Origin of the sequence: Ktedonobacter racemifer DSM 44963 (genome assembly GCF_000178855.1) — a bacterium.
Lineage (GTDB): Bacteria > Chloroflexota > Ktedonobacteria > Ktedonobacterales > Ktedonobacteraceae > Ktedonobacter > Ktedonobacter racemifer.
On the sequence record NZ_ADVG01000005.1, the window covers coordinates 1,012,196 to 1,037,237 of the forward strand.

At 52.7% G+C, this 25,042-nt stretch carries 25 protein-coding genes and 1 pseudogene; 9 read left to right on the forward strand and 17 right to left on the reverse strand.

What is annotated here, in order from left to right; translation table 11 throughout:
- Window position 1: 1 nt before the first annotated feature.
- The 3 genes from KRAC_RS58460 to KRAC_RS58465 all read right to left on the reverse strand — a co-directional run bounded on the left by KRAC_RS58460 (window position 2) and on the right by KRAC_RS58465 (window position 3,099).
- On the reverse strand, window positions 2-403 hold the full coding sequence (locus KRAC_RS58460) for a hypothetical protein (RefSeq protein ID WP_007923150.1): 402 nt from the start codon (window positions 401-403) through the stop codon (window positions 2-4).
- 307 nt (window positions 404-710) lie between these two features.
- The gene (locus KRAC_RS74295; RefSeq protein ID WP_169461084.1) at window positions 711-1,079 is read right to left on the reverse strand and encodes a hypothetical protein; all 369 of its coding nucleotides are present in this window, start codon (window positions 1,077-1,079) and stop codon (window positions 711-713) included.
- Window positions 1,080-1,308: 229 nt separating this feature from the next.
- Window positions 1,309-3,099, reverse strand: coding sequence for an ABC transporter ATP-binding protein (locus KRAC_RS58465; RefSeq protein ID WP_007923151.1), 1,791 nt, complete (start codon window positions 3,097-3,099; stop codon window positions 1,309-1,311).
- A 170-nt stretch (window positions 3,100-3,269) separates the two neighbouring features.
- Between KRAC_RS58465 and KRAC_RS74300 the strand changes: the two genes are divergently transcribed.
- From KRAC_RS74300 to KRAC_RS58490, 5 genes are all read left to right on the forward strand, one after another.
- Entirely contained in the window at window positions 3,270-3,452 is a 183-nt protein-coding gene (locus KRAC_RS74300; RefSeq protein WP_040448607.1) for a hypothetical protein, read from the forward strand.
- 192 nt (window positions 3,453-3,644) lie between these two features.
- Window positions 3,645-3,869 carry a hypothetical protein gene (locus KRAC_RS58475; protein ID WP_007923153.1) on the forward strand — a complete coding sequence of 75 codons (225 nt, stop codon included), beginning with the start codon at window positions 3,645-3,647 and terminating at the stop codon, window positions 3,867-3,869.
- A gap of 113 nt (window positions 3,870-3,982) precedes the next feature.
- The gene (locus KRAC_RS58480; RefSeq protein ID WP_040448608.1) at window positions 3,983-4,261 is read left to right on the forward strand and encodes a nucleotidyltransferase domain-containing protein; all 279 of its coding nucleotides are present in this window, start codon (window positions 3,983-3,985) and stop codon (window positions 4,259-4,261) included.
- Between the two features lie 5 nt (window positions 4,262-4,266).
- A complete protein-coding gene (locus KRAC_RS58485; RefSeq protein WP_040448609.1) occupies window positions 4,267-4,878 on the forward strand; it encodes a DUF4037 domain-containing protein in 612 nt (203 codons plus the stop codon).
- Window positions 4,879-4,984: 106 nt separating this feature from the next.
- Window positions 4,985-5,866, forward strand: coding sequence for a proline iminopeptidase-family hydrolase (locus tag KRAC_RS58490; RefSeq protein ID WP_007923154.1), 882 nt, complete (start codon window positions 4,985-4,987; stop codon window positions 5,864-5,866).
- Window positions 5,867-5,937: 71 nt separating this feature from the next.
- On the opposite strand, the gene KRAC_RS68695 is transcribed toward KRAC_RS58490, so the two are convergent.
- On the reverse strand, window positions 5,938-6,279 hold the full coding sequence (locus KRAC_RS68695) for an LLM class flavin-dependent oxidoreductase (protein WP_075164685.1): 342 nt from the start codon (window positions 6,277-6,279) through the stop codon (window positions 5,938-5,940).
- A 238-nt stretch (window positions 6,280-6,517) separates the two neighbouring features.
- Between KRAC_RS68695 and KRAC_RS58500 the strand changes: the two genes are divergently transcribed.
- Window positions 6,518-7,129, forward strand: a complete 612-nt coding sequence (locus KRAC_RS58500) for a histidine phosphatase family protein (RefSeq protein ID WP_007923156.1) — start codon at window positions 6,518-6,520, stop codon at window positions 7,127-7,129.
- 19 nt (window positions 7,130-7,148) lie between these two features.
- On the opposite strand, the gene KRAC_RS58505 is transcribed toward KRAC_RS58500, so the two are convergent.
- Window positions 7,149-8,408: a hypothetical protein gene (locus tag KRAC_RS58505; RefSeq protein WP_007923158.1), complete on the reverse strand. Its 1,260-nt coding sequence runs from the start codon at window positions 8,406-8,408 to the stop codon at window positions 7,149-7,151.
- 100 nt (window positions 8,409-8,508) lie between these two features.
- Here KRAC_RS58505 and KRAC_RS58510 point away from each other — a divergent pair, with 100 nt between their 5' ends.
- Genes KRAC_RS58510 through KRAC_RS77950 form a run of 3 tightly spaced genes read left to right on the forward strand, consistent with a single transcriptional unit; the run spans window position 8,509 to window position 10,385 of the window.
- A complete protein-coding gene (locus KRAC_RS58510; protein ID WP_007923159.1) occupies window positions 8,509-9,099 on the forward strand; it encodes an IS607 family transposase in 591 nt (196 codons plus the stop codon).
- Window positions 9,086-9,724, forward strand: a complete 639-nt coding sequence (locus tag KRAC_RS77945; protein WP_244422650.1) for a hypothetical protein — start codon at window positions 9,086-9,088, stop codon at window positions 9,722-9,724. The genes KRAC_RS58510 and KRAC_RS77945 overlap by 14 nt, the downstream gene beginning before the upstream one ends.
- A gap of 10 nt (window positions 9,725-9,734) precedes the next feature.
- Window positions 9,735-10,385 carry an IS200/IS605 family accessory protein TnpB-related protein gene (locus KRAC_RS77950; protein ID WP_244422664.1) on the forward strand — a complete coding sequence of 217 codons (651 nt, stop codon included), beginning with the start codon at window positions 9,735-9,737 and terminating at the stop codon, window positions 10,383-10,385.
- Window positions 10,386-10,489: 104 nt separating this feature from the next.
- On the opposite strand, the gene KRAC_RS58520 is transcribed toward KRAC_RS77950, so the two are convergent.
- From KRAC_RS58520 to KRAC_RS58575, 12 genes and pseudogenes are all read right to left on the reverse strand, one after another.
- Entirely contained in the window at window positions 10,490-11,002 is a 513-nt protein-coding gene (locus KRAC_RS58520) for an HXXEE domain-containing protein (protein WP_007923162.1), read from the reverse strand.
- 203 nt (window positions 11,003-11,205) lie between these two features.
- Window positions 11,206-11,917, reverse strand: a pseudogene (locus KRAC_RS58525) (IS6 family transposase).
- Window positions 11,918-12,072: 155 nt separating this feature from the next.
- On the reverse strand, window positions 12,073-13,014 hold the full coding sequence (locus tag KRAC_RS58530; protein WP_244422651.1) for a L,D-transpeptidase: 942 nt from the start codon (window positions 13,012-13,014) through the stop codon (window positions 12,073-12,075).
- A gap of 903 nt (window positions 13,015-13,917) precedes the next feature.
- On the reverse strand, window positions 13,918-15,267 hold the full coding sequence (locus KRAC_RS58535; protein ID WP_007923165.1) for a S53 family peptidase: 1,350 nt from the start codon (window positions 15,265-15,267) through the stop codon (window positions 13,918-13,920).
- A 285-nt stretch (window positions 15,268-15,552) separates the two neighbouring features.
- Window positions 15,553-17,172, reverse strand: a complete 1,620-nt coding sequence (locus tag KRAC_RS58540; RefSeq protein WP_007923168.1) for an aspartate kinase — start codon at window positions 17,170-17,172, stop codon at window positions 15,553-15,555.
- Window positions 17,165-18,124, reverse strand: coding sequence for a pyridoxal-phosphate dependent enzyme (locus tag KRAC_RS58545; protein ID WP_007923171.1), 960 nt, complete (start codon window positions 18,122-18,124; stop codon window positions 17,165-17,167). The genes KRAC_RS58540 and KRAC_RS58545 overlap by 8 nt, the downstream gene beginning before the upstream one ends.
- A gap of 74 nt (window positions 18,125-18,198) precedes the next feature.
- Window positions 18,199-18,792 carry a GNAT family N-acetyltransferase gene (locus tag KRAC_RS58550; RefSeq protein WP_007923172.1) on the reverse strand — a complete coding sequence of 198 codons (594 nt, stop codon included), beginning with the start codon at window positions 18,790-18,792 and terminating at the stop codon, window positions 18,199-18,201.
- Between the two features lie 147 nt (window positions 18,793-18,939).
- Window positions 18,940-20,058, reverse strand: a complete 1,119-nt coding sequence (locus tag KRAC_RS58555) for a D-alanine--D-alanine ligase family protein (RefSeq protein ID WP_007923173.1) — start codon at window positions 20,056-20,058, stop codon at window positions 18,940-18,942.
- Between the two features lie 22 nt (window positions 20,059-20,080).
- Window positions 20,081-21,511: a UDP-N-acetylmuramoyl-tripeptide--D-alanyl-D-alanine ligase gene (locus tag KRAC_RS58560; protein WP_007923174.1), complete on the reverse strand. Its 1,431-nt coding sequence runs from the start codon at window positions 21,509-21,511 to the stop codon at window positions 20,081-20,083.
- A 687-nt stretch (window positions 21,512-22,198) separates the two neighbouring features.
- Window positions 22,199-23,020: a hypothetical protein gene (locus tag KRAC_RS58565; protein ID WP_007923175.1), complete on the reverse strand. Its 822-nt coding sequence runs from the start codon at window positions 23,018-23,020 to the stop codon at window positions 22,199-22,201.
- A gap of 44 nt (window positions 23,021-23,064) precedes the next feature.
- The gene (locus tag KRAC_RS64765) at window positions 23,065-24,435 is read right to left on the reverse strand and encodes a HEAT repeat domain-containing protein (protein WP_007923176.1); all 1,371 of its coding nucleotides are present in this window, start codon (window positions 24,433-24,435) and stop codon (window positions 23,065-23,067) included.
- Window positions 24,432-25,016 (reverse strand): RNA polymerase sigma factor, encoded by a 585-nt coding sequence (locus tag KRAC_RS58575; protein WP_007923177.1) that lies wholly within the window; start codon window positions 25,014-25,016, stop codon window positions 24,432-24,434. The genes KRAC_RS64765 and KRAC_RS58575 overlap by 4 nt, the downstream gene beginning before the upstream one ends.
- Between the last annotated feature and the right edge of the window lie 26 nt (window positions 25,017-25,042).

The window sequence follows — 25,042 nt, forward strand, 5'->3', positions numbered from 1 at the left end:
TTCAAATCATTTGATGCCAGGTCAAAATATGAGCGCTAAGCCAGCGCAGGCCCTCTCCTATGACTTCATCGTCCTGGGAGCGAAGCAACCGGCAGAGAAATTGACTGTGCTCTTGCTGGACATAAAAGAGTTCTTCAACACCGTGGTGCCATATCCCTCTGATTCCGATAGATCTGCTGGAATCAGAGACGAAAAAGGCGATTATTTCTCTTCGAGAGGCTCTCACCTGAGCCAGAACGGTCAATGAGAGGAGTGGCGTGCCAGAACGCTTCCTCAACGTATATGGGAACGAAGCTTCCGTTGCTTGAGGCAGGAGGTGTTGCTCAATGTAGGCACGCAGAGCTTGAGCAAGCAGCCGATAATCTTCATGAGCCTCACTCGTTTGCTGATCAATAGCATGCATGGTACCTTGTCCTCAAAATTTTTGTATGCAAGATATTCTATCACTTCACACACATTATCAGGTGTTTTCAGAAAAAAACTGAGAAAGCAGCGGGACACAGTAGTATACTGTACAATATCTCAGAAATGCATATATGTAGATGTAGATGTAGATGTAGATGTAGATGTAGATGTAGATGTAGATGTAGATTCGCGGATCTTTCTATGCCGGTTGATGTGTCACGGTTGAAACGCGTGGGGGACTATTCGTACTGATTGCTCCCGTTCCTCCCCTTCCCCCACGCGAGACTCCTGACGTTGTGGAAGCTTCATCGGCGGTGAATATGACGCAACCAGCAGAGGGAATCGAAGACGTTTCCGGCACGCCTGCACCGGAAAGTTCGGCAGTTTCGCCGCCGCCAATCAAAAAGACCTGCGCGCAAGAAGGCCGAGGCGGCTTCTGGTGGCGCCGCAGATAAGACAAGTGTCGTCCAGGCCGAATCAGGAGAGACATCGCCCATCACTCCATCCAAACGAAGCCGCAAGAAGAAAACCGAAAACCTGGCCGGTTCTCCTGCTGAAACAGAGATCAACGTCTCATCCGAATCCATCGGTTCCGCATCATAGACTTCGACTGATGCTTCCGCAGGCAGTGTGCCAGCGAAACCCAGACGAACCAGGCGCGTCGGGGAACCCAAACCGAAACGCTATCCAGTCAGGGAGCAAGAGGCAGGCGCGTAGCGTCTCTCTGCGCAGGCTGGTACATGCGGTGTGACGGTTCGGAGAAGGAGACCATTCGCTCTCAGGGTTTCTCAAAAGTCACCAGGCTTACTCTCAGACCAGCGACCGCAGGTCACCTTTGGGTTTTAATGATGAGTTTTGAGAAACCCTGTAAAAGCGATCAGGGCAGTGAAAATGGAGCCAGTCTCATATTTTTGCCTGCATGTTGTACAGATTCGCATAGGCACTATTCAGCGCGATAAGCTCCTCGTGTGTCCCCTGTTCGCTGATCCCGCTCTCGGATAATACCACGATCCTTTGAGCATTGCGGATAGTTGACAAACGATGAGCGATGACAAGCGTTGTGCGATTGTCGGCTAACTTCTCCAATGAGTCTTGCACAGCCTTCTCGCTCTCATTATCCAGCGCGCTCGTCGCTTCATCAAAAATGATCATGGGGGGATTTTTGAGGAAGACGCGCGCGACGCTCAAGCGCTGCTTCTGCCCGCCTGAGAGTTTGACACCACGTTGACCGATATCCGTATCATAGCCGTCCGGTAACGCCATGATAAAATCATGCGCGTGCGCCTTTTTGGCTGCCTCAATGATTTCTTGTTCACTGGCATCGAGCTTACCGTAACGGATATTCTCCGCGATGGTCCCGGCAAACAAATAGACATCCTGCTGGACAATGCCAATATTTCTGCGCAATGAGTGCAAGGTCACATCGCGGATATCATGTCCATCCAGCAGAATCTTTCCCACGCTGACATCATAGAAACGAGGAATCAACGAGCAGAGCGTGGTTTTGCCAATGCCAGAAGGCCCGACCAAGGCTATATATTCTCCAGCACATATCCTCAATGAGAGGTTCTTCACAACATCCTTCTGGTTTTCTTTGTATCTGAAGCTGACATCCTGAAACTCGATATCTCCTCGAACGCGCGTGAGCTCACGCGCGTTTGGTGTGTCTTGCAAATCGGGTTCTATCTCCAGAATCTCCATAAAGCGCTGGAAGCCGGTGATGCCCTCCTGATAGAGTTCGCCGAAGTTGATCAGCTTTTTAATGGGATCAACGAGAATGCCGACGCAGAGCAAATAGGTCAGCATATCCGCCAGATCCAGGGCAGCGTGAACAATCGCAATGCCGCCCAGAACTATGACAACAATGGTCATAAGCTGGGCAAACGCTCCCAACCCGCCGAAAAAGTACGCCTCACTTCTATAGCCATCGCTGCGGCTGGCGAGAAAACGACGATTGGCGTAGGCAAATTTGCGCTTTTCGGCCTCTTCATTGGTAAAGGATTTGACCACCCTGATACCCGCGAGCGTATCCTCAACTTGCGCATTGATATCCCCGATGCGATCCTTGCTGCTGCGTAACGCTTTATTCATCTTCTTATTGAAGTACAACGCGTACATGGTCATCAGAGGCAAGAAAAGAAAAAGCAGCAGCGTCAGCTCAAGATTGATCTTCGCGAGAATGATAAATGCGCCAGTGACTGTCAAGAAGGTCACGACGATATCCTCAGGGCCATGATGATAGAGTTCGCTCAGCCAGAAGGTATCATCGGTAAGCCTGGTCATGAGCTGGCCCACTTTTTGTTCGTCATAAAAGCCAAACGAGAGCTTTTGATAATGCTCGAAGAGTTCAGTGCGCATATCACTCTGCATCCTGGCTCCCATCATATGCCCCTGACAGTCAATGAACATCGTACACAGGGTCTGGATTACAACCAGCGTCAGCATGAACGCGCCCAGCAAAGCAATGTCGCGTAGCTCATGCGGATCATTGCCTTCCAGGATGTTTTTGGTGATGTATTGCGCGCAAAGCGGAAGGAACAGTGTGATTGCGGAGACGATGAGCGCGCAGGCTATATCTGCGAAAAACAGGCCCATGTACGGTTTGTAATACGACAAAAACTTTTTGCCGCGTGTATGAGCTGGCCTGGCCGCGTCGGATTGGGAGCCAGCTTTGGATACGGATAAACTCTTCATCGAGGCCGACGGTTTTTTCGTGATCGAATTGGTTGATTGCAAAGAGATGCTCCTCATGGTGGTATGCAAGTAAGCGCAAAAGGCATAAGGAAGCCTGCTCCAGCCCAAAACAGACGAGCGGAGGCAGGGTGAGGATGCGCGACAGGAATACCAGCACGAGAAGGGATAACGTGGAAGGCCAGACCGGGAGACGCGGAGATATGGCGCGTGGAGATTGCAAAGAGGATGCGGTTTTTGTGAACGAGAATGGTCTAGAGCAAAATACTAGCTTAATATCTACGCTCTCAGAACATCCCCAATGGATCTCCATCCCTTCACGCCAGGCATCGATGTTGCGCGGTATGCGCTTCTAAGCATCACTGCACCTCCTTTCTGAACTGGCAACATGCAGAAACACGTCAAAGACAATCAAGTATCAGGAGTGATAATAGCATATGGAACATGTCCGGTCAACTATGAGAAGCGATAAATCCAGAGTTTCTTAAAAGGCTTGGTTCGTCTCCATAACGGCTTTTAGCCTCTTTGCGTACCAGCCAGGCGGCCAGATGCTCGTTAACCGCTTGGCCCTGCGCTACGAGCCTCTGACGCAGACACACTCTGTGAAGGATATCCTGGCTGAGAAAGACGCCGAGTTACGACAAAAGCAGCGCGAGATCGATCGGCTCTATGGGAAACTGGCCGCTGCAAGCCCGCTCACCGATGCGGAATTGCGACAAACTCTCGCAAAAGCGTTACAGCGGTTAGCGCAAGAGGAAAGGCAAGGCCTTTGATCAGAGAGCAAGGAGCGTTGTATTCTGATGAGAGAGCAGGTGAAGAAACTTGATCAAAACATGGTTTGAGTAATGCTTGCAACAAAATCCTTTATTCAGAGAAAAGAGGTACGATGAAGATGCATGAAGCGAGCCAGTGGCGCTATGACTTTGCCCAAAGGCTCGCTCCGCAGTATGCAACACACCCCAATGTGGAGGCCGCCTTTGTCGGAGGGTCTGTTTCTCGCAACCAAGCTGATCGGTTCTCTGATATTGAACTCGGTATTTTTTGGAATGAGCCCCCCTCGGATGCGGAACGTCGTCGCCTTCTCGAAGCTACAGGAGGGCAAGTGAGAACCTTGCGCCCCTACGATTCAAGAAAACAGGTCTGGGAGGATACCTGTCTCATGTGAGAGGTATGAAACTGGATGTGTGCCATATGACGGTCTCCTCGATAGAGCAGATACTCCGAGATGTGGTAGACCATGCGGACCCTGATATTCTCAAACAATACCTGATTTCTGTCATTCTTCATGCCCTCCCTCTCTTTGGGAAGGCACAACTTACGAGCTGGCGCGACCATGCCCTTCCTTATCCTGACGCACTGCGCGCCGCTGTCATCCGTGAGTGGCTCCTTTTCACACCTGCTTGGCAACGTTCAGTCTTGGCCGAGCGGGGCGATCTGCTAGTACTCTATGACTCCTATTGCTTTGCCCAAAAGAGAATCCTCACGCTTCTGCTCGCAGTCAACCGGATCTATCATCCTGGCTTCAAGTGGCTGGATGCCCTTGTTGAACAACTTCCTTTTGCGCCTTTTCATCTGGCTGGGCGCTTGAAGCAGGTGTTTCAGATGCCAGCTCCTGTTGGAACTCAATTGCTCCATATGCTCATTGAGGAAACCTTTGCTCTCATTGAGAGGCACGTTCCAGAGCTGATCGGTGAAACAACTCATGCCCGAACACTTTTCCAGCAAGAGGGACCATGCTGGCAGCAAGCCCCTGAAAACCTTCTCGACAATCGAGTGGGTTAGGAATTTTATTGCAACGGTTACTATCGGTATGTGCAAACTATGTCGTGATCAAGTTTCCAGGTAAAAACGACGTTTCACGAGAAGAGGAAAGGACCCTTACTTATTTATGTCTTCGACGTTGCCCGTTCAAGAAGGCTTTATCCCATTTCGAGGATATCGTACCTGGTATCGCATTGTTGGTGACCTTTCTGTGAACAAGAAAGGGATGTTTCCACTGGTAACGCTTCATGGTGGCCCAGGGGCGACCCATTATGGACTTCTCCCACTTGAGAAAATCACTGAAACTGGGCGTGCCGTCATATTCTATGATCAGCTCGGGTGTGGAAATTCTGACCGCCCAGATGATTCTTCTATCTGGTCAGTGAAGCTCTTTCTGGATGAACTTATCGCGATACGTCGTGAATTAGGGCTAGATCAGATACATCTCTTTGGGCATTCCTGGGGGGGAATGCTCGCCATGGAATATGTGCTCACTCAACCAAGTGGAGTATTAAGTCTCGTTCTTGCCAGCTCGCTTGCTAGCGGGGCACTCATTGACGCGGAGCGAAAACGAGTATATGAACAACTTCCTTTTGAGGTACGTGAGATCTTATTGACCCAGCGATGGAGTGAGGAACCAGAATATCAGCAGGCACGCAAGTATTTTGATACGCATCATGTTATCCGTCATGAACCCTGGCCTGATTTTCTTGACCAAGCCAACAAAAGAATGAATGTAAAAGTCAATATCAGCATGTGGAGCCAAGGAGAATTACGAACCTGGGATATTCGTCCTCGTTTACGTGAAATCCATGTATCAACCTTAGTTACTTCTGGCGTCTATGATGGAATGTCTCCCACGCAAGATGATATCCTTTTTCAAGGAATTCCTCAGGCAAAGCATATGGTCTTTCAGGACAGTGCTCACTTTGCACATGCGGAGGAGACAGACACCTATATCGCTGTGCTGAATGAGTTTCTCACGCAAGTCGAACAGTCATATCAGTAAGAATGAGCGGAAAGGATGATGTGAACGTTCTTTTTGTGAAAAAGAACGTTCACCCAGCCCCCCATGACGCCCTAACGATTTTCTCTCCAAAGAACATTTTCGCGTCCAATGTCTTCACAATATTGTTTGATAAGAGCAAATTTACGCTTCATTTCCTCCCGGTCTGGATGGGTAAAGTTGCAAGCATCCCCATAATGTGCCACAAGTTTCAGCGTCACCTGTTCACCTTTTCCGCCAATAAGCAACGGAATATGCGGCTGCTGAACTCCTTTTGGCTGATTGATAGCACCACGTACTTGATATTCTTTCCCTTCAAAGAATGCCTTATCCTCTGTCCACATCGCCTTGATGATCTGGAGCGCTTCTTTAAGTTGAAGTAAACGCGTGGCTGTATCGGGAAACGAATATCCCACGGGATGCGCAACGAGTTAGAACGTGGGAAGATCCGCAAGCAATTTGCTTCCTGGAGCCCCTCTTCCGCCATTGAATGCAGTCCTTGTCAGCTCAGCAACAGATGGGATACGATACGCATATCAAAGAGCCTTTCTCAGAACCAGGAACCCGTCGCTTGCCATTGGCCGAGCTTCCTGTGGTTTTCAGAACAAAGAGAACAGGTGAAAACGAGCCGTATCGCGGCACAACAGGTGAGATATGCAACTGTATCTGATTCGGCATTGCGAATTTGTGGGACAAGTTGAGGACCGGTATGCAGGCATCGCGGACTTTCCTCTGACGCAGACAGGGAGAGAGCAAGCATCTGCGCTGGGAAAACACCTCCAATCGGTCCAACTCCAGGTACTCTTTACCAGTCCCTTAGCGCGTGCCCATGAAACCGCGAGACTCATGGCACAAGAACTGACCCCCATTCCTCCAGTCGTGGTGGTTGAGGCCCTGCAAGAGCAGAATGCGTACGGTATCCTGAGCGGGGTCAAGCGATCGGAAGCCATCCAGTTGTTCGGCCATCTGATGAAAGAGATTCCCCCTCATCCTGGACGTTCTCCTGAACCACTGCCAGGTGCTGAACCATTTGAGACGTTTTTGCTGCGTGTGCATCAAGCATTCCATCATATTGTGGAGATGGCCCAGCGCCAGCACGTTGAACGGGTGGCGATTGTCACCCACGGAGGGGTTCTTCTGACCCTCTTTGAACACGTGCTTCGCGTCCCCGATGAGATTCATCATCACGTTGGAGCAGTGAACGTGGTCGAGTATCAACCTGCCCAGGCCACTCTCTCTGCTTTTTTCTGCGCTGAACACCCATAGGTTCACCTTGTTCGCCGCATCAAGCCCCGATGTGGCTTTCCAGACCCAGCGAAGCCGCAAAAGCGGTTGGGACCCCAAACAATCTAAGCGTGATGGTGCAAGCTGTGCTAGGCCGGCCATTACAAGCGAGCCGCTGGACCCACGAGAGTCGAGCATGCGCTCGTTCGGCACGGGAAAGGGGCGCAGACGGGACTGTGAGGTGGACACGGGCAGGTGGCTCAAGCTCTACCTGGATGTGCTGTTGACGCAGCAGTTGGATGCATGCCCGTCGGTGGACGCGACGACTCCAATCTTTCCAGAGCAAGGGGGCAGAACCAACGACGAGTGGATGCAGGAGTATACTGACCTGTCGCGGCTTTGCTGTCGCACTCCCATTCCACTGGCACTGCTCGCGCAGCGGACAAGGACGACAGCTCCCAATACTGGCTCCATACACCACGCGCAAGCTTCCATCAGCTTCTCGACGCTGCTCATGGGCAACAAGCGACTGCCCTGCTGGACACCGGAGCGTTCCGTCGAGCTGGAGAGGAAAATCGGCTCCGGTAAAACGACCTGTTTTGAAGGAGGTGGCAGTGGTCGGTGAGCTGTATCCAGAGGTAGGAGCGGATGAGGTCGGACGCGTGGCAGCCTGGGCGTTCTGCTCTGGGAGAGCAGGAGTAAATTCGGTAATGCGCAGCGGCGTTGGTTCCACTTGATGCCCCAGTTCGAGTCTCAGGTTCCAGACCCATTGGGCCACCGTCTGCCAGGCTTCCTGCCCCCAGGCCGAATGGCTGCACCACCGGTCGGGGGTCTTGCTCTCTATCTTCGTCTGAGAGTACGGGCTCGAAAGCCCCACGATGCAGATACAACTCAACAACGTCAGAAGCCGTGAACGCGTGCTGTGGGAGATTCGTGAAGAAGAGTTCGTAGACGACTCTGCCCGCGTAACTCCCATCGGACTCTTCTTTTTGCCCGCCGGATGGGTGGCCACGATCACACGGCAGGGGATACCCTCGGATCCCACCGGGATCTGGGGGCAATCGTAGAGACTGCGCTCCATCTGACTTTCGGGACGCTGCTGGAATTGGTCGGGAGGCAGGTGCAGACGCGCCTGAATCAGCGGATGATCGAGCAGGTGATAGTCTTTGCCACGGGTCACAAACGAGAAACCAGCCACATCGGAGAGCACAACCCCATTGCCATATTGTCCATCGAGCCGGAGCAGCGTGCGTTCTTGTGAAAGCTGACCTGGATCTCCTTGTTGAGAATGGTTGTGATCTTTCTCTTCAAGGAGCCACATTTCTACGCCGATGGGCTACTGGTAAATAAGGTGAAGGTATTGAAAACGATCATTGAAAACATAGCGAATCCTTGATAATCACTGAGGATTACGGTATGATATGAGCATGAAACTCAGTGACTACGCCAAACAACAAGGGGTACGCTATGAGACGGCCTGGCGCTGGTTCCGCGACGGAAAAATCCAGGGCAGGCGTGTCGGAGCGCACACCATTCTGATCGATGAACCGGCCAGGACCGCCAGCCCGGTACAAGCCACAACCGTCGTCTATACCCGTGTTTCCTCAGCCGAGAACAAGGCCAATCTGGACAGTCAGGCGGAGCGGTTGGTGGCCTACTGTGCAGCTCGTGGCTACCAGGTGAGCAAGGTGGTCAAGGAAATTGGTTCGGGGGTCAACGACAATCGCCCCAAGTTCCTGGCATTGCTGGCCGATCCCAATGTGGGGCGCATTGTCATTGAACACCAAGACCGAGGGACGCGCTTTGGCTTTCGCTATATTGAGACGCTCCTCACCGCGTACGGGCGGGAAATCGAGGTGGTCAATCACGCGGAGAATGGCACCGAGGATTTGCTCTCCGATCTGACCAGCATCATGTACAGCTTTTGTGCCAGACTCTACGGGCAACGTCGGGCGAAGCGCAAGACCGAGCGGATTATCCAGGAATTGGAGGCGCAGGATGCAACTGGTTGAGAAGCACATCATTGCGCAGACCGATCCGCGCTTTGCCTGTGTGGATGCCGCCTGTTTTGCCTCGAAGAATCTCTACAATGCCGCCCTCTATGAGGTGCGTCAAACCTTTTTTGCGACCAGCACCAGCCTCTGCTATCCCGCGCTGGATAAACGCATGCAAGGGCATGAGGCGTACCGTGCGTTGCCTGCCAAAGTGGCGCAACACGTCCTCAAGCAGGTCTGCACCGCCTGGTCAAGTTTCTGGGCGGGCAGGCTTGCGTATCGAGAGACCCCGGCGAAGTTTGTGGGGCGCCCTCAGCTCCCGAAGTATTTGCCAAAGGCGAAAGGGCGGAATCTGCTCGTCTACACGATGCAAGCCGTGAGCCGGGGCAAACGAACCCTGGATCGAGGTATCATCCAGCCCTCGCAACTGGGTATTCAGGTGAAAACGAAGCAAAACCCTCAAACGCTCGCGCAGGTGCGTGTGGTTCCCAAAACCGGCTATGTGGTGGTAGAAGTCATCTATGAACGCGAACCCACCGTCACGGCAGTTGATCCCGATCTGCTCGCTGGACTTGATCCTGGCATGGACAATCTGGCCACGCTAACGCGCAAACAAACCGGGCTTTGTTCCAGTCATTGTTAATGGGCGTGGCATCAAGTCCTGTAACCAGTATTATAATAAACAACGAGCAGTCCTCCAGCAATCCCTGGGACGTCCTGGCCGAAGTCGGCGCATCGAGCAACTGACGACGCGACGGAACCGGCGCATCGAGCATGATCTGCACACGGCCAACCGCTTCCTGATCGATCTGTTGGTCGCCGAAGGGATTGGCACGCTTATCATCGGCAAGAATCCGCTGCAAAAGCAAGAGATTCGCCTGGGAAAACACATGAATCAACATTTCGTGCAGATCCCGCACGCTCGCTTCATTCAGATGCTTCAGTATAAAGCGGAACTGGTCGGCATTCGCGTGATCCTCACCGAAGAGTCGTATACAAGCAAAGCCAGTTTGCTTGATCTCGATCCCCTGCCCGTGTATCGCAAAGGCGAACAGGGAGACTACCAGTTTAGCGGCAAACGGGTCACACGGGGACTGTATCGAGCCGCCGATGGGCGAGTGATCCATGCCGATGTCAATGGCGCGGGAAATATTCTCCGAAAAGTAGCTCCTGGAGCTTTCGAGCGGAAGGGAGTAGAGGATGGGGAAAGCAGGGTCCATCTGCTGGTAGTCCATCCCGTGAGGAAGTCATTCCCTCACAAACCCGTTCACGTGAAAATCCTGGCCCCTGTCAGGATTCGCTAGTCGCGACGGAACTATAGCAGGTTTTAGGGCCAAGAGTGAGTATTTGGCGCGAAGAGTAAGCAGCACAGCTATTAACTGCTTGAGAGACTGCTCCACATCTAGCTTCATTTATCAATGCCTTGTAAATTGGCACGAGGCCTCGCGAGTCTGGGAAAGAGGACCGTTGGTCCCACGGTCAAGAACGCCCCCACTGTCGCAACGCCCACCACCGTTCCGATAGCGAAGTCTGCGCCAGTCATGAGATGAGAGCCGAGGCCATATCTGATCAAGAGATAGAAGACGATCACATAGAGCAGACTCGTGAGCAAGCCCGGCGAGTAGGTGTTGCGTCGAATGGTCCAATACACGTGGACGGTAGCCACGTGGGTGACGAATCCAGCCACCCAGATGAGTGGCAGGATGACCCAATGACCACCAAGACTGTCAAAGAGCAGGTTGCTGATCGCAATCGCAGCAATGGCCCCCGCGTTAAACCAAAAGAACATCCGCCAAGTGTAGGTCGGCCAGAAATTGTCTACAATCCACTGCACAAACCCGCCGTTGAGAAGTGTCTCGTCAAGAATATGAACGATGTATGACGCGAGCAATGCCCAGAAGAGCAGGCTGAGGAACAACATGATTTCCTCCCACAGATCCGGCGTGACCATCAGAAGTCAACGCCTACGGGAAGTACCGTTCCGCGATGCAGAACGCAATTTACAACTTCTAGAGGAAGTATACTAGGTGGGGAGCGGTTTTTCCAGGCCGATGCATCACCAGGGTTGTGTTGCAAGAATGGTGAAGAAAACCAAATGAGCAGAGAGGTCTCTCTTTGTTCTATTTAAGCAACCACTTCAAAGAGCCTGGCAACCAAGGCCATCTGCCCTCTTACATCCCCTTTTGCCACGTCACGCAGTTGTCCTTTTCGTAGCATGCTCATCACCTCAAATCCCTGTAACATTCGCCATGCTGTCTCGAACGAGAAAAAGCCCATCCCAGATTTCGTCAACCGTTTGATGCGCGCGATGATCTTGTTCAATCAGATTGTTGAGATACTTCACTTGGCGCAACTCACAGCTTTGGGGGATGAAGCCGGCTTCTTTCAATGCAGCGAATGCCTTGGGATAGGCAGCGTTTTTGTCGACGTTGATGACCCGTGGCGAACCCGTATGAGAGGCGGCGAGGGTTTTGAGAAAGAAGTGCCTAGCTGCTTGCCCATCTCTGGTCGGACTGAGCACAAAGTCGAGCGTCTTCCCCTGTGAATCGACCGCTCGATACAGGTAGACCCATTCTTTTTTCACTTTGATGTCTGTCTCATCAACACGCCAAGAATCCGTTGTGGACGTTAAATGGGGACGGCACCGCCGTTCAAGCTCAGGGGCATACCGCTAAACCCAGCGGTAGATCGTGGTATGGTCCACCTGCAAACCACGTTCCAGCATCATTTCTTCGAGATCACGGTAGCTGAGCGGATAGCGCAGGTACCATCTGACGCACAAGAGAATGATGTCGGCCTGGAAATGATGCCATTTGAACGGGTGTTGCTCTGTCATAGGGGTCCTCTTCTCCTCTTTCTCTCCCCACTCTAACAGATCAGCTTTATTCTTGCAACACAACCCTTTTTTCTGCTCTTCTCCTCAGAGTTGCTCTTCATATCTAGTTGATTGAGGATGTCCCAACGGTATCGAGGGATGAGTCATGATTGCGGCTAGAAAATGATCAGGTGGGTTTGCGTGGTAATGGTTGGCGCGAGCGTTCGCAAAATGCTGGGGGCAACATTGATGCAGCCATGGCTTCCAACGCTTGCCTCTGGATCTCCGCCGGAGTCATTGTGAGGAAATTGGGTCATAGGACCATAATCCTTGCGCCATTGTGAGCTATGGATCAGATACCCATTGTCCCAAAACTGGACCGCATCCCGTACCACGACTGGCGTGTAGTAATCAGGCGAACTGGGAGCATCATACGAGGTGAGCGTCAGGTTCTCATAATGTGTCGACATGTGGAAGTGGCCCACCGGGGTAGGACGATAGACTCGCCCCGTTGTGAGCAGGAGGGACTGCTTCAACGTCCCATTGTGATAAATGCGCATGGATTGCTCTGTCAGCGAAACCACTAAGACATCTGCATTCTGCAAACCGTAGTAAGCAAGTAAGCTTTGATCGACCTGATGTGGTTGATTATAGGATGTTGTATCCTCATAATTGGCCTCCAGCATTGCGTGCAGGAAGTAATCATCTTTAATATCTTGCATAACCTGGGGCGAATTGGCCCGGATCTCATCATTGAGATAAGCGCTCTCGCCATAGAAGTACCCATTATGTCCATCCATCGAGAGATAGCTTGAGTTGAGATAGTAGTCTTTCTTGTCGAAGGGGTCGTGATAGAGGTGAGCCTTGCCCCAATCCTGAGCCTCCGTTTTAAACTGGTTGAGCATGGGCTGTGGTTGATTGTCAGCCAGATCCTGTTGCATTGAAGCCAGATCGGAGCCAATCTGAATGAGAAAGGCTATATAGTCGCGCCTTGTTAAGAGCGCCGCCAGTTGCGTGCGGTAATGTTGCAATTGAGCTTGATAGTGGGCCACATCTTTGCCCGTTCGCTGGATATGCCCAAGCGCGGATTCAAATGCATGGATTTTCTCCTGTCCCATCGCCCTCATCTGGTCATTCACTTCGGACGGACGTTGCACAACTTGGAAGATGGATGATGTGGATGAATGCCCTATAGGAGTTGCCTGCGTTTGGCTTCCCCCCAGGAGCGATGCGAGGGGAGAAAACTGGACGAGACTGATAAAGATGCCCAAACAAACAAGGAACACGAGCAGGAAAAGGCCCACCCTTACGAGGAGATGAGATCGGATGTGGGGCGCTTTCGTGAGAGAGGATGTGGGGCGTTGAAGAGTTGTCTCTTGAAGATGCGGTCCCTCCATCCACGGTGGGACCTGTTCTCTTAGAGAGGAGGATCGCGGAGCGTTCCGGCTTTGCTCCTTTATCAGTGGCTGTCGAAATTGATACATCAGTTGAATTCCTTTCCTTTGCGATGTCTATAAGCTTCGAGTGATGTAAAAAGATACAGTATGTCATGTACTCAACCAGACAACAGTTTGAGCTTTTACAAATCGAATTGAGCTTTTATGGATGTCCTTTTATGGGTGTCTGGCGTACAGGGGTAGGAGCGAGGGGAAGCGATATCCCCCTCGTCTGTTTACCCGGCCTGGCTTCTCCCGTGTTTCTCGCTGAGATTCCGAGGATCTGCCATCCTCTTGAAGGGGGGATATGCAAAAACCCCCTGATTGCCTTGATTGAGCCAACAATTATTTCGCTAAGGCCAACCGGAGCACCAACAAGCATCACAATTATACAGGGTATAAAAAGCAGTCCAAGCAGGTTCAGGAAGCCTGGGAGAGAAGGATTATTGCAAACACCGTTGTCCAGATTGGTATCAATAGAAACGTCAGACTTCCCAGAAAAAGATGCATGACGCTCTTTCTGACCAGATAACGTTGAGATATACCAATGTGTCTATCCTTCTCCCTACCATATATCCTGCTAGATTATCCCTGGTTGTTTAGTGCGGTAATGACATCGGGTAGAAGATTCACCGCATTGGGACTGCCCAGACCGGTGACGGCATCCCAACCTGGGACTGCATTATACCCTTTCACCTTGACACCGCCAGCAAGAACACTGTTGTTCCCAATGGTGATATCGTGGAAATCCTGGGTGTACCGCGCGGAACCTGCTATCTGATAGAGTGCCGTATTCAGAAAACCCAGGGGATGACCCGCCATCTGATCGGCGATCGCGCCGAGAGCTGCCCACATTGGCGCGCTGGCACTGGTACCAGCATCCGTCTTCCAGGAGCCGTTCTCATACAGAGCCAGCCCGGTGGTCTGGTCCGCATTGCCAGAAACGTCGGGGACGCCGCGCCGGTTCTGTGAGAGCGTCTGGACGCTGGCTGGCAAGGCTTTCTGATAGGCCGGGGCTGGAAACAACGAACTGAAGCCGCCACCGCTTGGGTTCCAGGCAACCTCCGCAAACGTCGTCCCATGGCGCTTTAACGTCGTGCCTCCGACACCGGTGACCCAGGGATCATCAGCCGGAAAGTTGGTGGTGACCGTGCGCGAGACACTCTGACCAGTCGCATCGTGAGCGGTTGCGCCGTTATCGCCAGACGCAGCGAAAATAGTCAGGCCATCCCGGGTTGTTGCCTGCTTATAAAGTGTATCCCATTTCTGAATTTCCGCCTGTCCCGCCGCATCCTTGAGCGCTATATCCGAGGCTCCCCAGCTTTGAGAGACAATATTGCCCAGCTTGTGGTCAATGGTGTACTGTAACAACTGGCGAAATTTGGGCAATCCAGCGGTCCCTCGTCCGGTTTGATCCACTGAACTGATCAGGACCACAATATTCGCCCCGGGGGCCAGCGCGTGGATCGTTTCTACATCCAGCGTTGTTTCGTCTGCCCAGTTGTTTGGACCAGTGGGTGCAGGTTCATTCAAGGGACTGATCTGTTGAATAGTGATCGGTGGCAGGCCGAATTGCGTATCAAACGCATCGATATCCTTCTGCAACGTCGGGCTCCCAAAGGAAACAATATCGACAACGGTTTGTCCCTTGCCGGTGAACCCTTTCTCGATCAAAGGGGTCAGTCCGTAGGCGGTGCGCATACTCTGAGGGGTCTGGCAATTCACCAGAGAAGCAAGACTCGGCGGACAGGTATCGTTCAGAGAGGTGTCCGTAGGAAATGGTGCTGGTGTGAACGTCGCCGCTGGAGTGGGCAGTGTTTTGGTTGTCGTGGGCGTAGCAGTACCGCTGGCTATCCCGTTCCCTGAGGATACACAGGCGGTGAGAAGCAGGCACAACAGAGCGAGTGCCAGTAGACGGCGTAGTGGAAGGTACATTGGCCTTGATAACTCCTTCTATTTGCTGGAGAGTGTCAGAGATCTCTACGGTAGTAGTAGAGGCTCCTAACATATGGCTGCATTCCAAACCTTCTCAGGTTTTGACGGTTTGTCAAATCTGAGAAGTGCGCATTTTCATTCCTACCGTTCAGCACAAAACATCATCATTGTGGAATACCCTTTGTGCTTATTCCTCCACTTCACAACTGAGCTCTTGCGCCTAGCCTTCAGCGTAGTGAAGTGGAAAGATACTCCCGCCAGGAGAGGATCCCAGACCTCCTTTTCCTAATGCATCTCTTGATTTTGCGTTAGGCACTCCTGCTCTGGCCATTTCTTGGCTATCATCCCTTCTTTCTCTATACTCGTACTCGTTCCATATGTCGACAACCTCAGCGTGCAGCAAGCATGCTCAGGCTCGATCAGTTCCCGGTGCAAGTTGCGCAAGGCTTGCTCGCTATCATCATTCGCGACAACGAAGAGGAGACCTAATACCGACGATCCCTGGGCAATGAGAGGGATACACTCCCGATCCAGTGCAGCGACCGCACGTACAGAACTCATTGGGTCGGTAATAAAACCTGAGCCAATACAGGCACAGACCGCCACGTCATGGTGACACCGTACCTCCCAGCAGTACGTCTCGCGTGCTAACAGCGCCAGAATCGCGTCTACTTCCTGCTCATCGATGACAAACGATATGTGCCGTTCCGATGAGGTACAGATCACTATCGGATCCACAGCCGCTCGCGTGATCAATGCTAAGACTTCTTCCACATACTCCGATGTATTCAACGGGTCAATGTTTTCTAGTGTCATCAGTGCCATGTGATGCCGTATCACCAGAGCACGTGCACCACTCATCCCAGGCGCGACCGAACCAACGACGGTACCGGGCAGGTGTGGCTGAAAGGTATTCCGTACACGTACCGGAATGTTGCTCTGGAGAAGCGGTTGCAGGGTATGAGGATGCAGCACTTTGGCGCCCATCCAGGAGAGGTGAGTAGCCTCCTCGTAACTCAGAGAAGCTAACAAACTCGCGTTGGCAATGAGGCGTGGGTCCGCTGTCAAGATCCCATCGACATCGGTATAGATCGCCACTTCTTCGCAATCAAGCGCGGCTCCAAGCACCGCCGCCGAGTAATCCGAGCCGTTACGCCCCAGCGTCGTCACCTCACCTGTTACGGTGCGACCGATAAATCCAGCGACCACAGGGACAGCCCCTCGGCGCACGACCGGCCAGAGAAGCTTATACGTCTGCTCTCGCGTCTCCTGAGCGAGCGGCTCCGTTCCCACAATGCTCCCCAGGGGTTGGACCCCGACGCTCTGGGGATGTGCGGTGATAATCACTTCTTGCCGTATCGCTTCGGCGGCTACTCCCAGATCAGTTAGTGCGGCGGCGACAAGCAGTACCGAGAGTCGCTCCCCATAGCTCACGACCGCGGCAGTGTGTAAAGCTACGTCCTGACCCTCTTCAGTGGAGCTTTGGAGCGCTTTCACATCACGTTCTAGTGCCTCTAGCGTCTCCATCAGTTCTCTCAAGAGAACTGTGTACTGTTCTTCTTCCCGCACCACCTCGGCAACCACGCGCACATACTGCTGTTTGAGCTGCTCGATCTCAACTGCACACGCTTCGAACTTCCCTGCACAGGCATAGTGGTTCAGGCGCACTAACTGATCAGTAACACCAGCCATAGCGGAGACAACCACCACCGGAAAGGGAGCGGTAGGGGTTTTCAGGGCCTCGCGAGCGGCCTGGGCAATAATAGCCGCAACCTGGCAGATCCGGGCGCCACTTCCCACCGAGGTTCCGCCAAATTTCATCACAGAGGTAGCTTGCTTTGTCAGAGGAGTTCGTTCATACTCACCCTGGACAATGTGTCGATGCTGTTGAAAAAGCTCACTCATGATTTTCCCTCTGCCCTACGTGTGCTTCCGTGGCATACTTGCGTATGGCGAGCTGGAAGGTTTCTTCGTCAATATTGCCGCCTGATATCACTGCGGAGACCCTCTGGCCTGGCGATGTCTGCACATGTCGAATGGCTGCGGCTACCGCCGCGGCACCCGCGCCCTCCGCGCGAATACCGTTATATCTATAAAGGAGGAAGAGGGCATGTTGAAGCTCTTCTTCGGAGGCAAGCTCAATGGAGAGGTCTGGATATGTCTGGGCCTTCGCCAGGGGAAGGACACCTGCCTGGTGTACCAACATCCCTTCGGCGAAACTGCGCGCTGGGGGGAGCAGGACGCGCTCATTCGTCTCCAGCGCGATCTTCATAGAGGGGACACATTCCAATTCAACCCCAACGATAGATTGATCCGGGTCCTGATAGCACTCCAGGCAGCCTGCTAGCAAACCACCTCCTCCGACAGGAAGGAAGAGTACGTCAAGTTTGCCCTTCGCTTGTTGGCGGATCTCGCGGAAGAGGCTCGAATGGCCATGGACCACCGAGGGATCATCAAGGCTAGAGATATACGGAGCGCCCGTTTTAGCGGAGAAGCGCAGTGCTTCCTGCACACATTCGTCATAAGCACCGTCCACCTTCTTGACAACCGCGCCCAATGCTTCAAGCACCTGAGCTTTTACGGTCGAGATATGCGCTGGCACAAAGACCCGTACGTGAAGCTGGAGCCGCTGCGCGGCCAGAGATACTCCCATGCCATGGTTGCCAGTGGAGGCGGTGACGACCGTTGTCCCAGGCGCCTCTTCAAGCAGGCGATGATATGCGCCGCGAAACTTAAAGGATTTGCCAACCTGTTTGGTCTCGTCTTTGAGCCACAGCTCACTCTGCGGCGCAAGAGGGCCTTGATAGCGGACTAATGGGGTGCGAATAACGTGCTCATAATAGTGGAGTGGAAACAAGAAATATCCTCTTCAATCTAGAAATTGATATACATGATGGTCAGGTTGTAACTGCTGCTTAGGACGCCTTGCCATTAGGTGGCGCTGAGGAGTCGCTTGTCTTGTGTATCCTGCTTTTGTAGAAATTCGTCTCGCAAAATGCTATAGACGCGAACATGCTGATAGCGCCCGAAGCGTAGGATGGCCTCACGCAGGGTGCCTTCTAGTTTGAAGCCAGCTTTCTCGTCGGCACGCCAGCCACCTATATTCTCCTCCATATCTTGCGTCTGGATACGATTGAGGTTTAACTCCATAAAACCATAGTGGACCATCAATGTTGTGGCCTCGGTACCATATCCCTTCCCCTGCATGGAAGGATCGATTTTTACATAGAATTCCGCGCTCTGATTGAGGATATTGATGTCTTTAAGCCCCACAATGCCGATCAGGGCATGGTTCTCCTTGAGGGCCACCCCTAGCAAAATATGCTGAAAGCTGCGGTAGAATTGGTCCAGGCGTTCTTTCATGCGTGTATCACTAGTAGGGTACACGTTGAAATAGCTGCGCATCTTCTCTTCGTTATGCCACTGAGCGACGTGATGATAATCCTGGTTCGGCTCCAATGGGCGCAGGTAGAGCCGCTGACCAACAAGAAAGGGATTTTGCATATCTGTCGGTGTATCATTCATTATAGTGTTTTACCTTTCATGTATAATACCCAATTCTTTAAGATAGATCAAAAGGAAGAAAAATGAGGAGCCCCATGCCTACCAGAGGGTCTATGCGGCCCTGGCTCTCACCTATAGAATCAGTCTTTCACCGGATTTGCAGTGAGATTAGCGACGAGAACGCAGGCTCCGGCGGATCTCATGTCGCTCTACTGCCAGCTCAATGAGCCGATCCAATAATTCTGGGTAGGATAGCCCGCTGGCTGCCCAGAGTTTGGGATAGAGGCTCATGTCAGTAAAACCGGGTAAAGTGTTGACCTCGTTGATATAGAACTGCCCGCCTGTTTTGTCTTGAAAGAAGTCGACACGCGATAGGCCGCTTAAGTCCAGGGCTTGATACGCCCTCAGGGCCATCTCTCGTAGCTCCCGCGCGGTCTCCGCGGGAAGCGTTGAGGGAATAACAAACTGTATGGTGTGGTTAACGTATTTATCTTCATAGTCGCTAAACTCGTCGCCAGGCAGGATCTCCCCAACCTGCGAGACCAGGGGATACTCGTTGCCTAGGATAGCGCAGGAAAACTCTCGACACTCCAGGCCCTGTTCAATGATCACTTTGCGATCATAGGTAAAGGCCTCGCTGATGGCCCTTGCCATCTCCTGGCGGTTCCGGGCATTGCTCACGCCAACGCTTGAACCCAGGTTGGCGGGTTTGACGAAACAGGGATAGGACAGGCGCTGCTCAACCTCGTTCAGAAGACCTTCCGGGTCGCGTTTCCACTGGAAATGCCTGTAGACGAGGGAATCGACGACTGGCAGTCCGGCGGCCTGGAAGAGCACCTTCATGATCTCCTTGTCCATACCCACCGCCGAACCGAGGACGCCACAGCCGACATAGGGAATATTAGCCATCTCGAAGAGTCCCTGGATGGTACCATCTTCGCCATAAGGACCATGGAGCACCGGGAAGAGTAGATCAAGTCTCCCATCGGCCGGAAGAGGCTGTTTGTTCTGGAGAGCAAAAAACTGCCTACTCTGCGTATCAGTTGCCAGGGAGACAACGGGTGCTGAGGCGAGCGCCGCTGCCAGCTCTGGATCACTGCTAGCCTGGAGCAGCTGACCTGGCTCTACATTCCAGAGCCAGGCTCCATCTTTCATGATGACTATCGGGATAATGTCATATTTCTCAGTATCGAGATACCGCACAACTGATACTGCTGAAGCCAGGGAGACTTCATGTTCGCATGAGCGCCCACCGTAAATGACGCCGATCCGCTTCTTGTGTGTCATGGTTCTGTGTATCTCCTTCTATCTAGAACATGGAAAGCATGGTTTCCATGCGCATTTGCCGCGAGCCTTTGATCAAGAGAAGGTCATCAGGAGTGACCTTCTCTTTGAGCAAGGAGGCAATAGCACGCTTGCCTTCCTCGACATCCGTGCTCTTTGTAGTGTCAACCGAAAAATGATAGATTGCCTTTCTGGGCATCCCTGCCTGCAGCGCGCCCTCCATGTAGTAGCGCGCGTTGTCCCCGAGCACCACTAGGTAATCAACCTTTCCAGCGAGCCCCAGGCCAGATGCCAGGTGCTCATCGCGGGTGTGCTCCCCTTGCTCAAACAATTCGCCTAACACAACCCAACGCTTCCCCTGAGGCGCAATAGTGGTCGCCTGCATGGCCTGAGCCATGGCAATGATGGAGTGTCGAATGGCGTTATAGGTATCGTCAATCAATGTACTGCCATTGGGGCCTGCTCCACCCTTGACCACGCCGCGCCCTTGCACGGGTGAAAGGGCTTCCAGGGACTCGCGAATGCTCTCAAGCGGAATGTTCGCGGCAGAGCCAACGGCCGCCGCCGCGAGGGCAGTGGTGATGCCATGCGTGCCGGGGAGGCGTAGCTGCACTGGCACGTCCTCATCTTCGATGCGCAGCGTAAAACGGGAACCGAGGAGTCCCCGTTCTTCGACATGCAGAGCGCGTACCGCTGCCCCATCGCCCTGCCCGTAATAGATCACCCGCGCTCGCGTCTTCTCCTTCATGGCTCGAACCACGGGATCATCATAATTGAGGAACGCGATGCCTTCTGGCGAGAGCACCTGGACCAGTTCGCTCTTGGCGATGGCGACATTGGCCAGGGAGCCAAAGTGCTTGAGATGAGCAGCCCCCACCGTCGTAATCACTGACCAGTCGGGACACGCGATGGTCTCACAGAGACCTCGCAGTTCGCCAACCCATTCGGCTCCCATCTCTAACACTGCATACCTGTGCTCGGCTTCTAGGCGCAGAAGCGTCAGCGGATAACCAAGCTCATTATTGTAAGAAGCGTAGGTTTTGAGGGTCGGCGCAACCCGACCAAGGACAGCGGCAATAGCTTCCTTGGTCGTCGTTTTCCCGCTACTCCCTGTAATGCCAATCTTGAGCGTTTCTGGCTGGCGCTGGACACGCACACGGGCAGTTGCCTGTAAGGCCTTAACCACATCTGGCACGACCAGTTGGAGAAAACCAGCAGGCACATCCTCAGAGAGCGTGGTGCAGAGTGCTCCGGCTCCCCCTGCACGTGCGATGGCGGGGATGAAGCGGTGTCCATCGACCCGTGCTCCTGTGATGGCAACAAAAAGATCATCTCGTTCGTACTGCCTACTGTCATGTTGTGCGCACTGAAAGAGCAGGTGCCCTGGATCTGCCAGCGAACCATGCATGGACAAGAGCTCCTGACTGCCAGCAATAACATCCTGTAGTGTAAACATCTAGACATGCTCCTGACACTTGGTAAAAATCAACATCTGAATCAATTACCCTTTTCTCTTCACTCATCCTCTCTATAGAAGTTTGTATGCACTCACAAATTGTGACTTGTATGGTGAATATGAGTAGCATATTCCACTATTGTCTCAGCGATACCTCATCAAGCCTCCGCCTCTGGAGACCCCTACCTTCAGGTATGGGGAGGAAAGAGGCGTTCCTTTCTTGGGTGGATAGGGTTGGGAATACTTCCAACTTCCGCTTTTGTTGCGTTGAAGAAGAATGGATATGTAGATGCTACGAACAGGTCAGCACAAAGGCACTCCTCTGCACAGCACGAGAAACGGTTTGTGATGCACGGATACCTGCATCGGTCGAACTGTTCAGCATGCCAGGATCGGCATGGGGCCAAAGCTCTACTCGTTAGCTCAACCTGCGAGTATCCCTTCCTGGTGGGGCGATTCTCTCCGGAGGGTGGCGGTTGGTTGAACCGCTTGTCACCCGTCCTAACGGCCTTCAGGCTCGTCCTGCTGGTCAATGCGTCCACCCTTGGTCCCCTGGGTAGAGGGAGGTGAGGTGCAAGCCCCTGGGTTTACCCATGGGGTCTGGTGACATAAGTCGCAAAGGGTGAATATTCTCGCTTTGCCCGTGCGCTATTCACGCGTACAGCACCGCCTTCCGTGTAGAGGTCCCTAACAGCGTCGTTGCCGCCAACAGGCAAAGCCCCACAATATCCCTAAGGCGGCCAGGGCGGTGCCCACTAAGGCCAACAAGCTTTCTAAGCCCTGGAGCGGAGATACCACCATCAGCCCGCTACCAGCGATAATATCAACGCCAAAGAAGCCATTGGCCATATAGATGCCTACTGGGGTGAGAATGGTACGGCTAATAGTAGGCACGCCATAGCCTGGACGCAAGAGATTCCCCCAGAACCAGTAGCAGATAAACAGGAAACGATAGAAGGGCGTCCCAAAGAAAACTGGTCCAGCCAGCGAGAACGCGCTGACAAACAGCATGCCTGGGAGCATAATGACGGCAAAGCAAAGTATGCCATACAAAACAGCATGAATATCGCGCGCGATCCAGAATACATACGCCACACCGACACCATAGCAGAGCAAAACAGGCACAAGCGTGGCGGCTACATTCCCCAGATATGTTCCCAGGATACGCGCACCTATAGACACAGGGAAGGCTTGTACCAGTTCTTCCACCAGTGCGCTGCGGGTCCGTACCCAACGATCCGCCATCAGTATCCCTACACCTAGTGGTAAGAACAGGTTGGCATTGCCAGCAAGCAAGGCGCTGCTATATAAGAGCATTCTCTCAAACTCACCATGTCTAAAAAAGCTTTTATACCAACTGGTATCTAGAGAATTTGGCAGCCACATTCTGCTCAGGCTGAATTGAAACGCGATAAGCAGCACAGGCACAATCCAGACAGCGATACGCCGGATCTGCATACGAAATTCATAGCGCATGATGCCAACAAAACTCGCAACGTTGCTCACCACCAGTCAGAATCTCCTTCACTCAAGAATAAATGGCATGTTCCTGCCTATGCCCACCTGGATACTTTCGGCTGGCGTGGAATGGCGAGAAGAGCCACAACCAGGCAAAGTACGGTCAGCAAACCTATTGAGGCATTTGTTTGCCACCAGGAAGAGAGCACAACATCAACCCCCGGAAACGTATTGAGAGCGGTTGCCTTCATCTGGAGTGATTGACTTGCCTCCAACAAGAGCGTGACACAGGCCGCCCCCCAGGCCCCAATCAACGACGAGAGTGCCAGTGCCAGAGAAGCAAGCAAACACATGGGGCCTAACCATATATGCAAGATAGTGAGAACGTTCACGTGATGGGTGAGAGCCAGTAACGCGGACATCCCCAGGGCCAGTACAATATTGTATCCGACCACTAACAGAAAGCGGCAGAACACGATCAGCCGCATAGAAGCAGGCGTCGAGCTTATTAACTCGAAACCTGCGTCGAACTTCATCCCATAGAGAAAGGGAACGTCGCATGCCGCCGCCGCCGTCGTAAACACGGCGAGGACGGAAACAGCCAACTGAAGCTGAGCTTCAGAATGTGCTTTAAAGAAAAGGAAAATGCTCACACTCAATACGACCAGGAGCGGAGCAATCCAGACGCCAATGTGAATCAAGCGGATCTGCATCCACAACAGTTGCCAGACCTTCCAGAATGCGCCACGCCATGACCGACGAGTTGGATGTGGTACCAACGAAGCAACCGCATCGAGCGCCTGTACAGCAGCTGTTCGGACCATACTATCCTGGTCGTGAGCTGCGGCAGACAATGTTTCAAGTGGAAGAGCAATGCCCTGCTCGCTTAACGTCCCGAATGCCAAAGCAGCAGCCTCGCGAACAATCCAGGAACGATCCTGTAAAGCGAGAGAGAATGTGTCTACGGGAACATCGTCTCCCAGAGAAGCAAGGGCATGGACCGCTGCTGCACGTACTGCCTCATCTTCATCACGAAGGGCGGCGCATAATGGTTCAATACAGGCTGGGGCCTGGACGTGCCCCAGCATCCGAACAACTGCTTCGCGAACACGCCAATCGTCGTCGTGTGCACCTATTTCAACCAGCCGTTCTAGTGGAACACCACTTCTCGCCATGCTGAACACACGAAGCGTCGCCATACGTATGGATGGGTGAGGGTCCTCTAGCAGAGCAAATAAGCGTTCATGATATTCCTGCACAGCCGATGGAGGGAGCCTATTCAAGGCCTGGAGGCGTACACGCCAATCAGGACTCTTTAACGGCTGATCAATGTTCACGCCAGGATGCTCGAACAGCGAATCGTATTGATCTAATCCCAATTGTCGCAGAACATCACTTGCCAGCGTAGCAGGAACCACATGCTTTTCATCCCCTTGTCCAGAAGCAAATGGTGTAGACTCATTCATCTCGACCGCACCTCACCTTCCTGAGTGGTTAAAGCACGACGCAACAATTGCGTGCCACGATAAATACCAGATTTTACAGTACCCAATGGAATAGCAAGCAAATCTGCAATCTCCTGATGACTCAGCTCTTCAAAATAATAGAGATTGACGAGTGTACGAAATTGAAGTGGGAGACGAGCTATATGCCCTTCAAGGGTACGTATCCACTCCCGCTGCTCACTCATGATGTCTGGTTGGTCATACCAGGCGCTCTGCCAGGTTCGAGTGACGTCCTCAAGCAGGTCAAGAGAAATTTCCTGCACTTTTGCCTGACGCAAATGTCCATAAAAGGTGTGCAATGCCACTTTGTAGAGCCAGGCTTGAATCTTCAACGTGCGCCTCCGTTCGGCTGGGTAATTGCGCAACGTCGAGTACGCGCGTAAGAACGTCTCTTGCAGAATGTCTTCCGCGAGTTGGGCATGGCCTGTCTGGCGCAAGAGAAATACATATAATCCTTGCTGATAACTCGCGACAAGTTGAGCGAAGTGCGCGTCAAGATTCAATGCAAGTAACTCCGGCAACTCGATTTCCAGACTCTTCATGCGCCTGCTTTCTTCCCTTTCGCCAA

Bases quoted from the DNA above. Each gene is read 5' to 3' on its own strand.
- KRAC_RS58460 (WP_007923150.1), bottom strand. From the start codon at position 403: ATGCATGCTATTGATCAGCAAACGAGTGAGGCTCATGAAGATTATCGG.
- KRAC_RS58465 (WP_007923151.1), bottom strand. From the start codon at position 3,099: ATGAAGAGTTTATCCGTATCCAAAGCTGGCTCCCAATCCGACGCGGCC.
- KRAC_RS58475 (WP_007923153.1), top strand. From the start codon at position 3,645: ATGCTCGTTAACCGCTTGGCCCTGCGCTACGAGCCTCTGACGCAGACA.
- KRAC_RS58480 (WP_040448608.1), top strand. From the start codon at position 3,983: ATGAAGATGCATGAAGCGAGCCAGTGGCGCTATGACTTTGCCCAAAGG.
- KRAC_RS58485 (WP_040448609.1), top strand. From the start codon at position 4,267: ATGAAACTGGATGTGTGCCATATGACGGTCTCCTCGATAGAGCAGATA.
- KRAC_RS58490 (WP_007923154.1), top strand. From the start codon at position 4,985: ATGTCTTCGACGTTGCCCGTTCAAGAAGGCTTTATCCCATTTCGAGGA.
- KRAC_RS58500 (WP_007923156.1), top strand. From the start codon at position 6,518: ATGCAACTGTATCTGATTCGGCATTGCGAATTTGTGGGACAAGTTGAG.
- KRAC_RS58505 (WP_007923158.1), bottom strand. From the start codon at position 8,408: ATGTGGCTCCTTGAAGAGAAAGATCACAACCATTCTCAACAAGGAGAT.
- KRAC_RS58510 (WP_007923159.1), top strand. From the start codon at position 8,509: ATGAGCATGAAACTCAGTGACTACGCCAAACAACAAGGGGTACGCTAT.
- KRAC_RS77945 (WP_244422650.1), top strand. From the start codon at position 9,086: ATGCAACTGGTTGAGAAGCACATCATTGCGCAGACCGATCCGCGCTTT.
- KRAC_RS58520 (WP_007923162.1), bottom strand. From the start codon at position 11,002: ATGTTGTTCCTCAGCCTGCTCTTCTGGGCATTGCTCGCGTCATACATC.
- KRAC_RS58530 (WP_244422651.1), bottom strand. From the start codon at position 13,014: ATGGGACAGGAGAAAATCCATGCATTTGAATCCGCGCTTGGGCATATC.
- KRAC_RS58535 (WP_007923165.1), bottom strand. From the start codon at position 15,267: ATGTACCTTCCACTACGCCGTCTACTGGCACTCGCTCTGTTGTGCCTG.
- KRAC_RS58540 (WP_007923168.1), bottom strand. From the start codon at position 17,172: ATGAGTGAGCTTTTTCAACAGCATCGACACATTGTCCAGGGTGAGTAT.
- KRAC_RS58550 (WP_007923172.1), bottom strand. From the start codon at position 18,792: ATGAATGATACACCGACAGATATGCAAAATCCCTTTCTTGTTGGTCAG.
- KRAC_RS58555 (WP_007923173.1), bottom strand. From the start codon at position 20,058: ATGACACACAAGAAGCGGATCGGCGTCATTTACGGTGGGCGCTCATGC.
- KRAC_RS58560 (WP_007923174.1), bottom strand. From the start codon at position 21,511: ATGTTTACACTACAGGATGTTATTGCTGGCAGTCAGGAGCTCTTGTCC.
- KRAC_RS64765 (WP_007923176.1), bottom strand. From the start codon at position 24,435: ATGAATGAGTCTACACCATTTGCTTCTGGACAAGGGGATGAAAAGCAT.
- KRAC_RS58575 (WP_007923177.1), bottom strand. From the start codon at position 25,016: ATGAAGAGTCTGGAAATCGAGTTGCCGGAGTTACTTGCATTGAATCTT.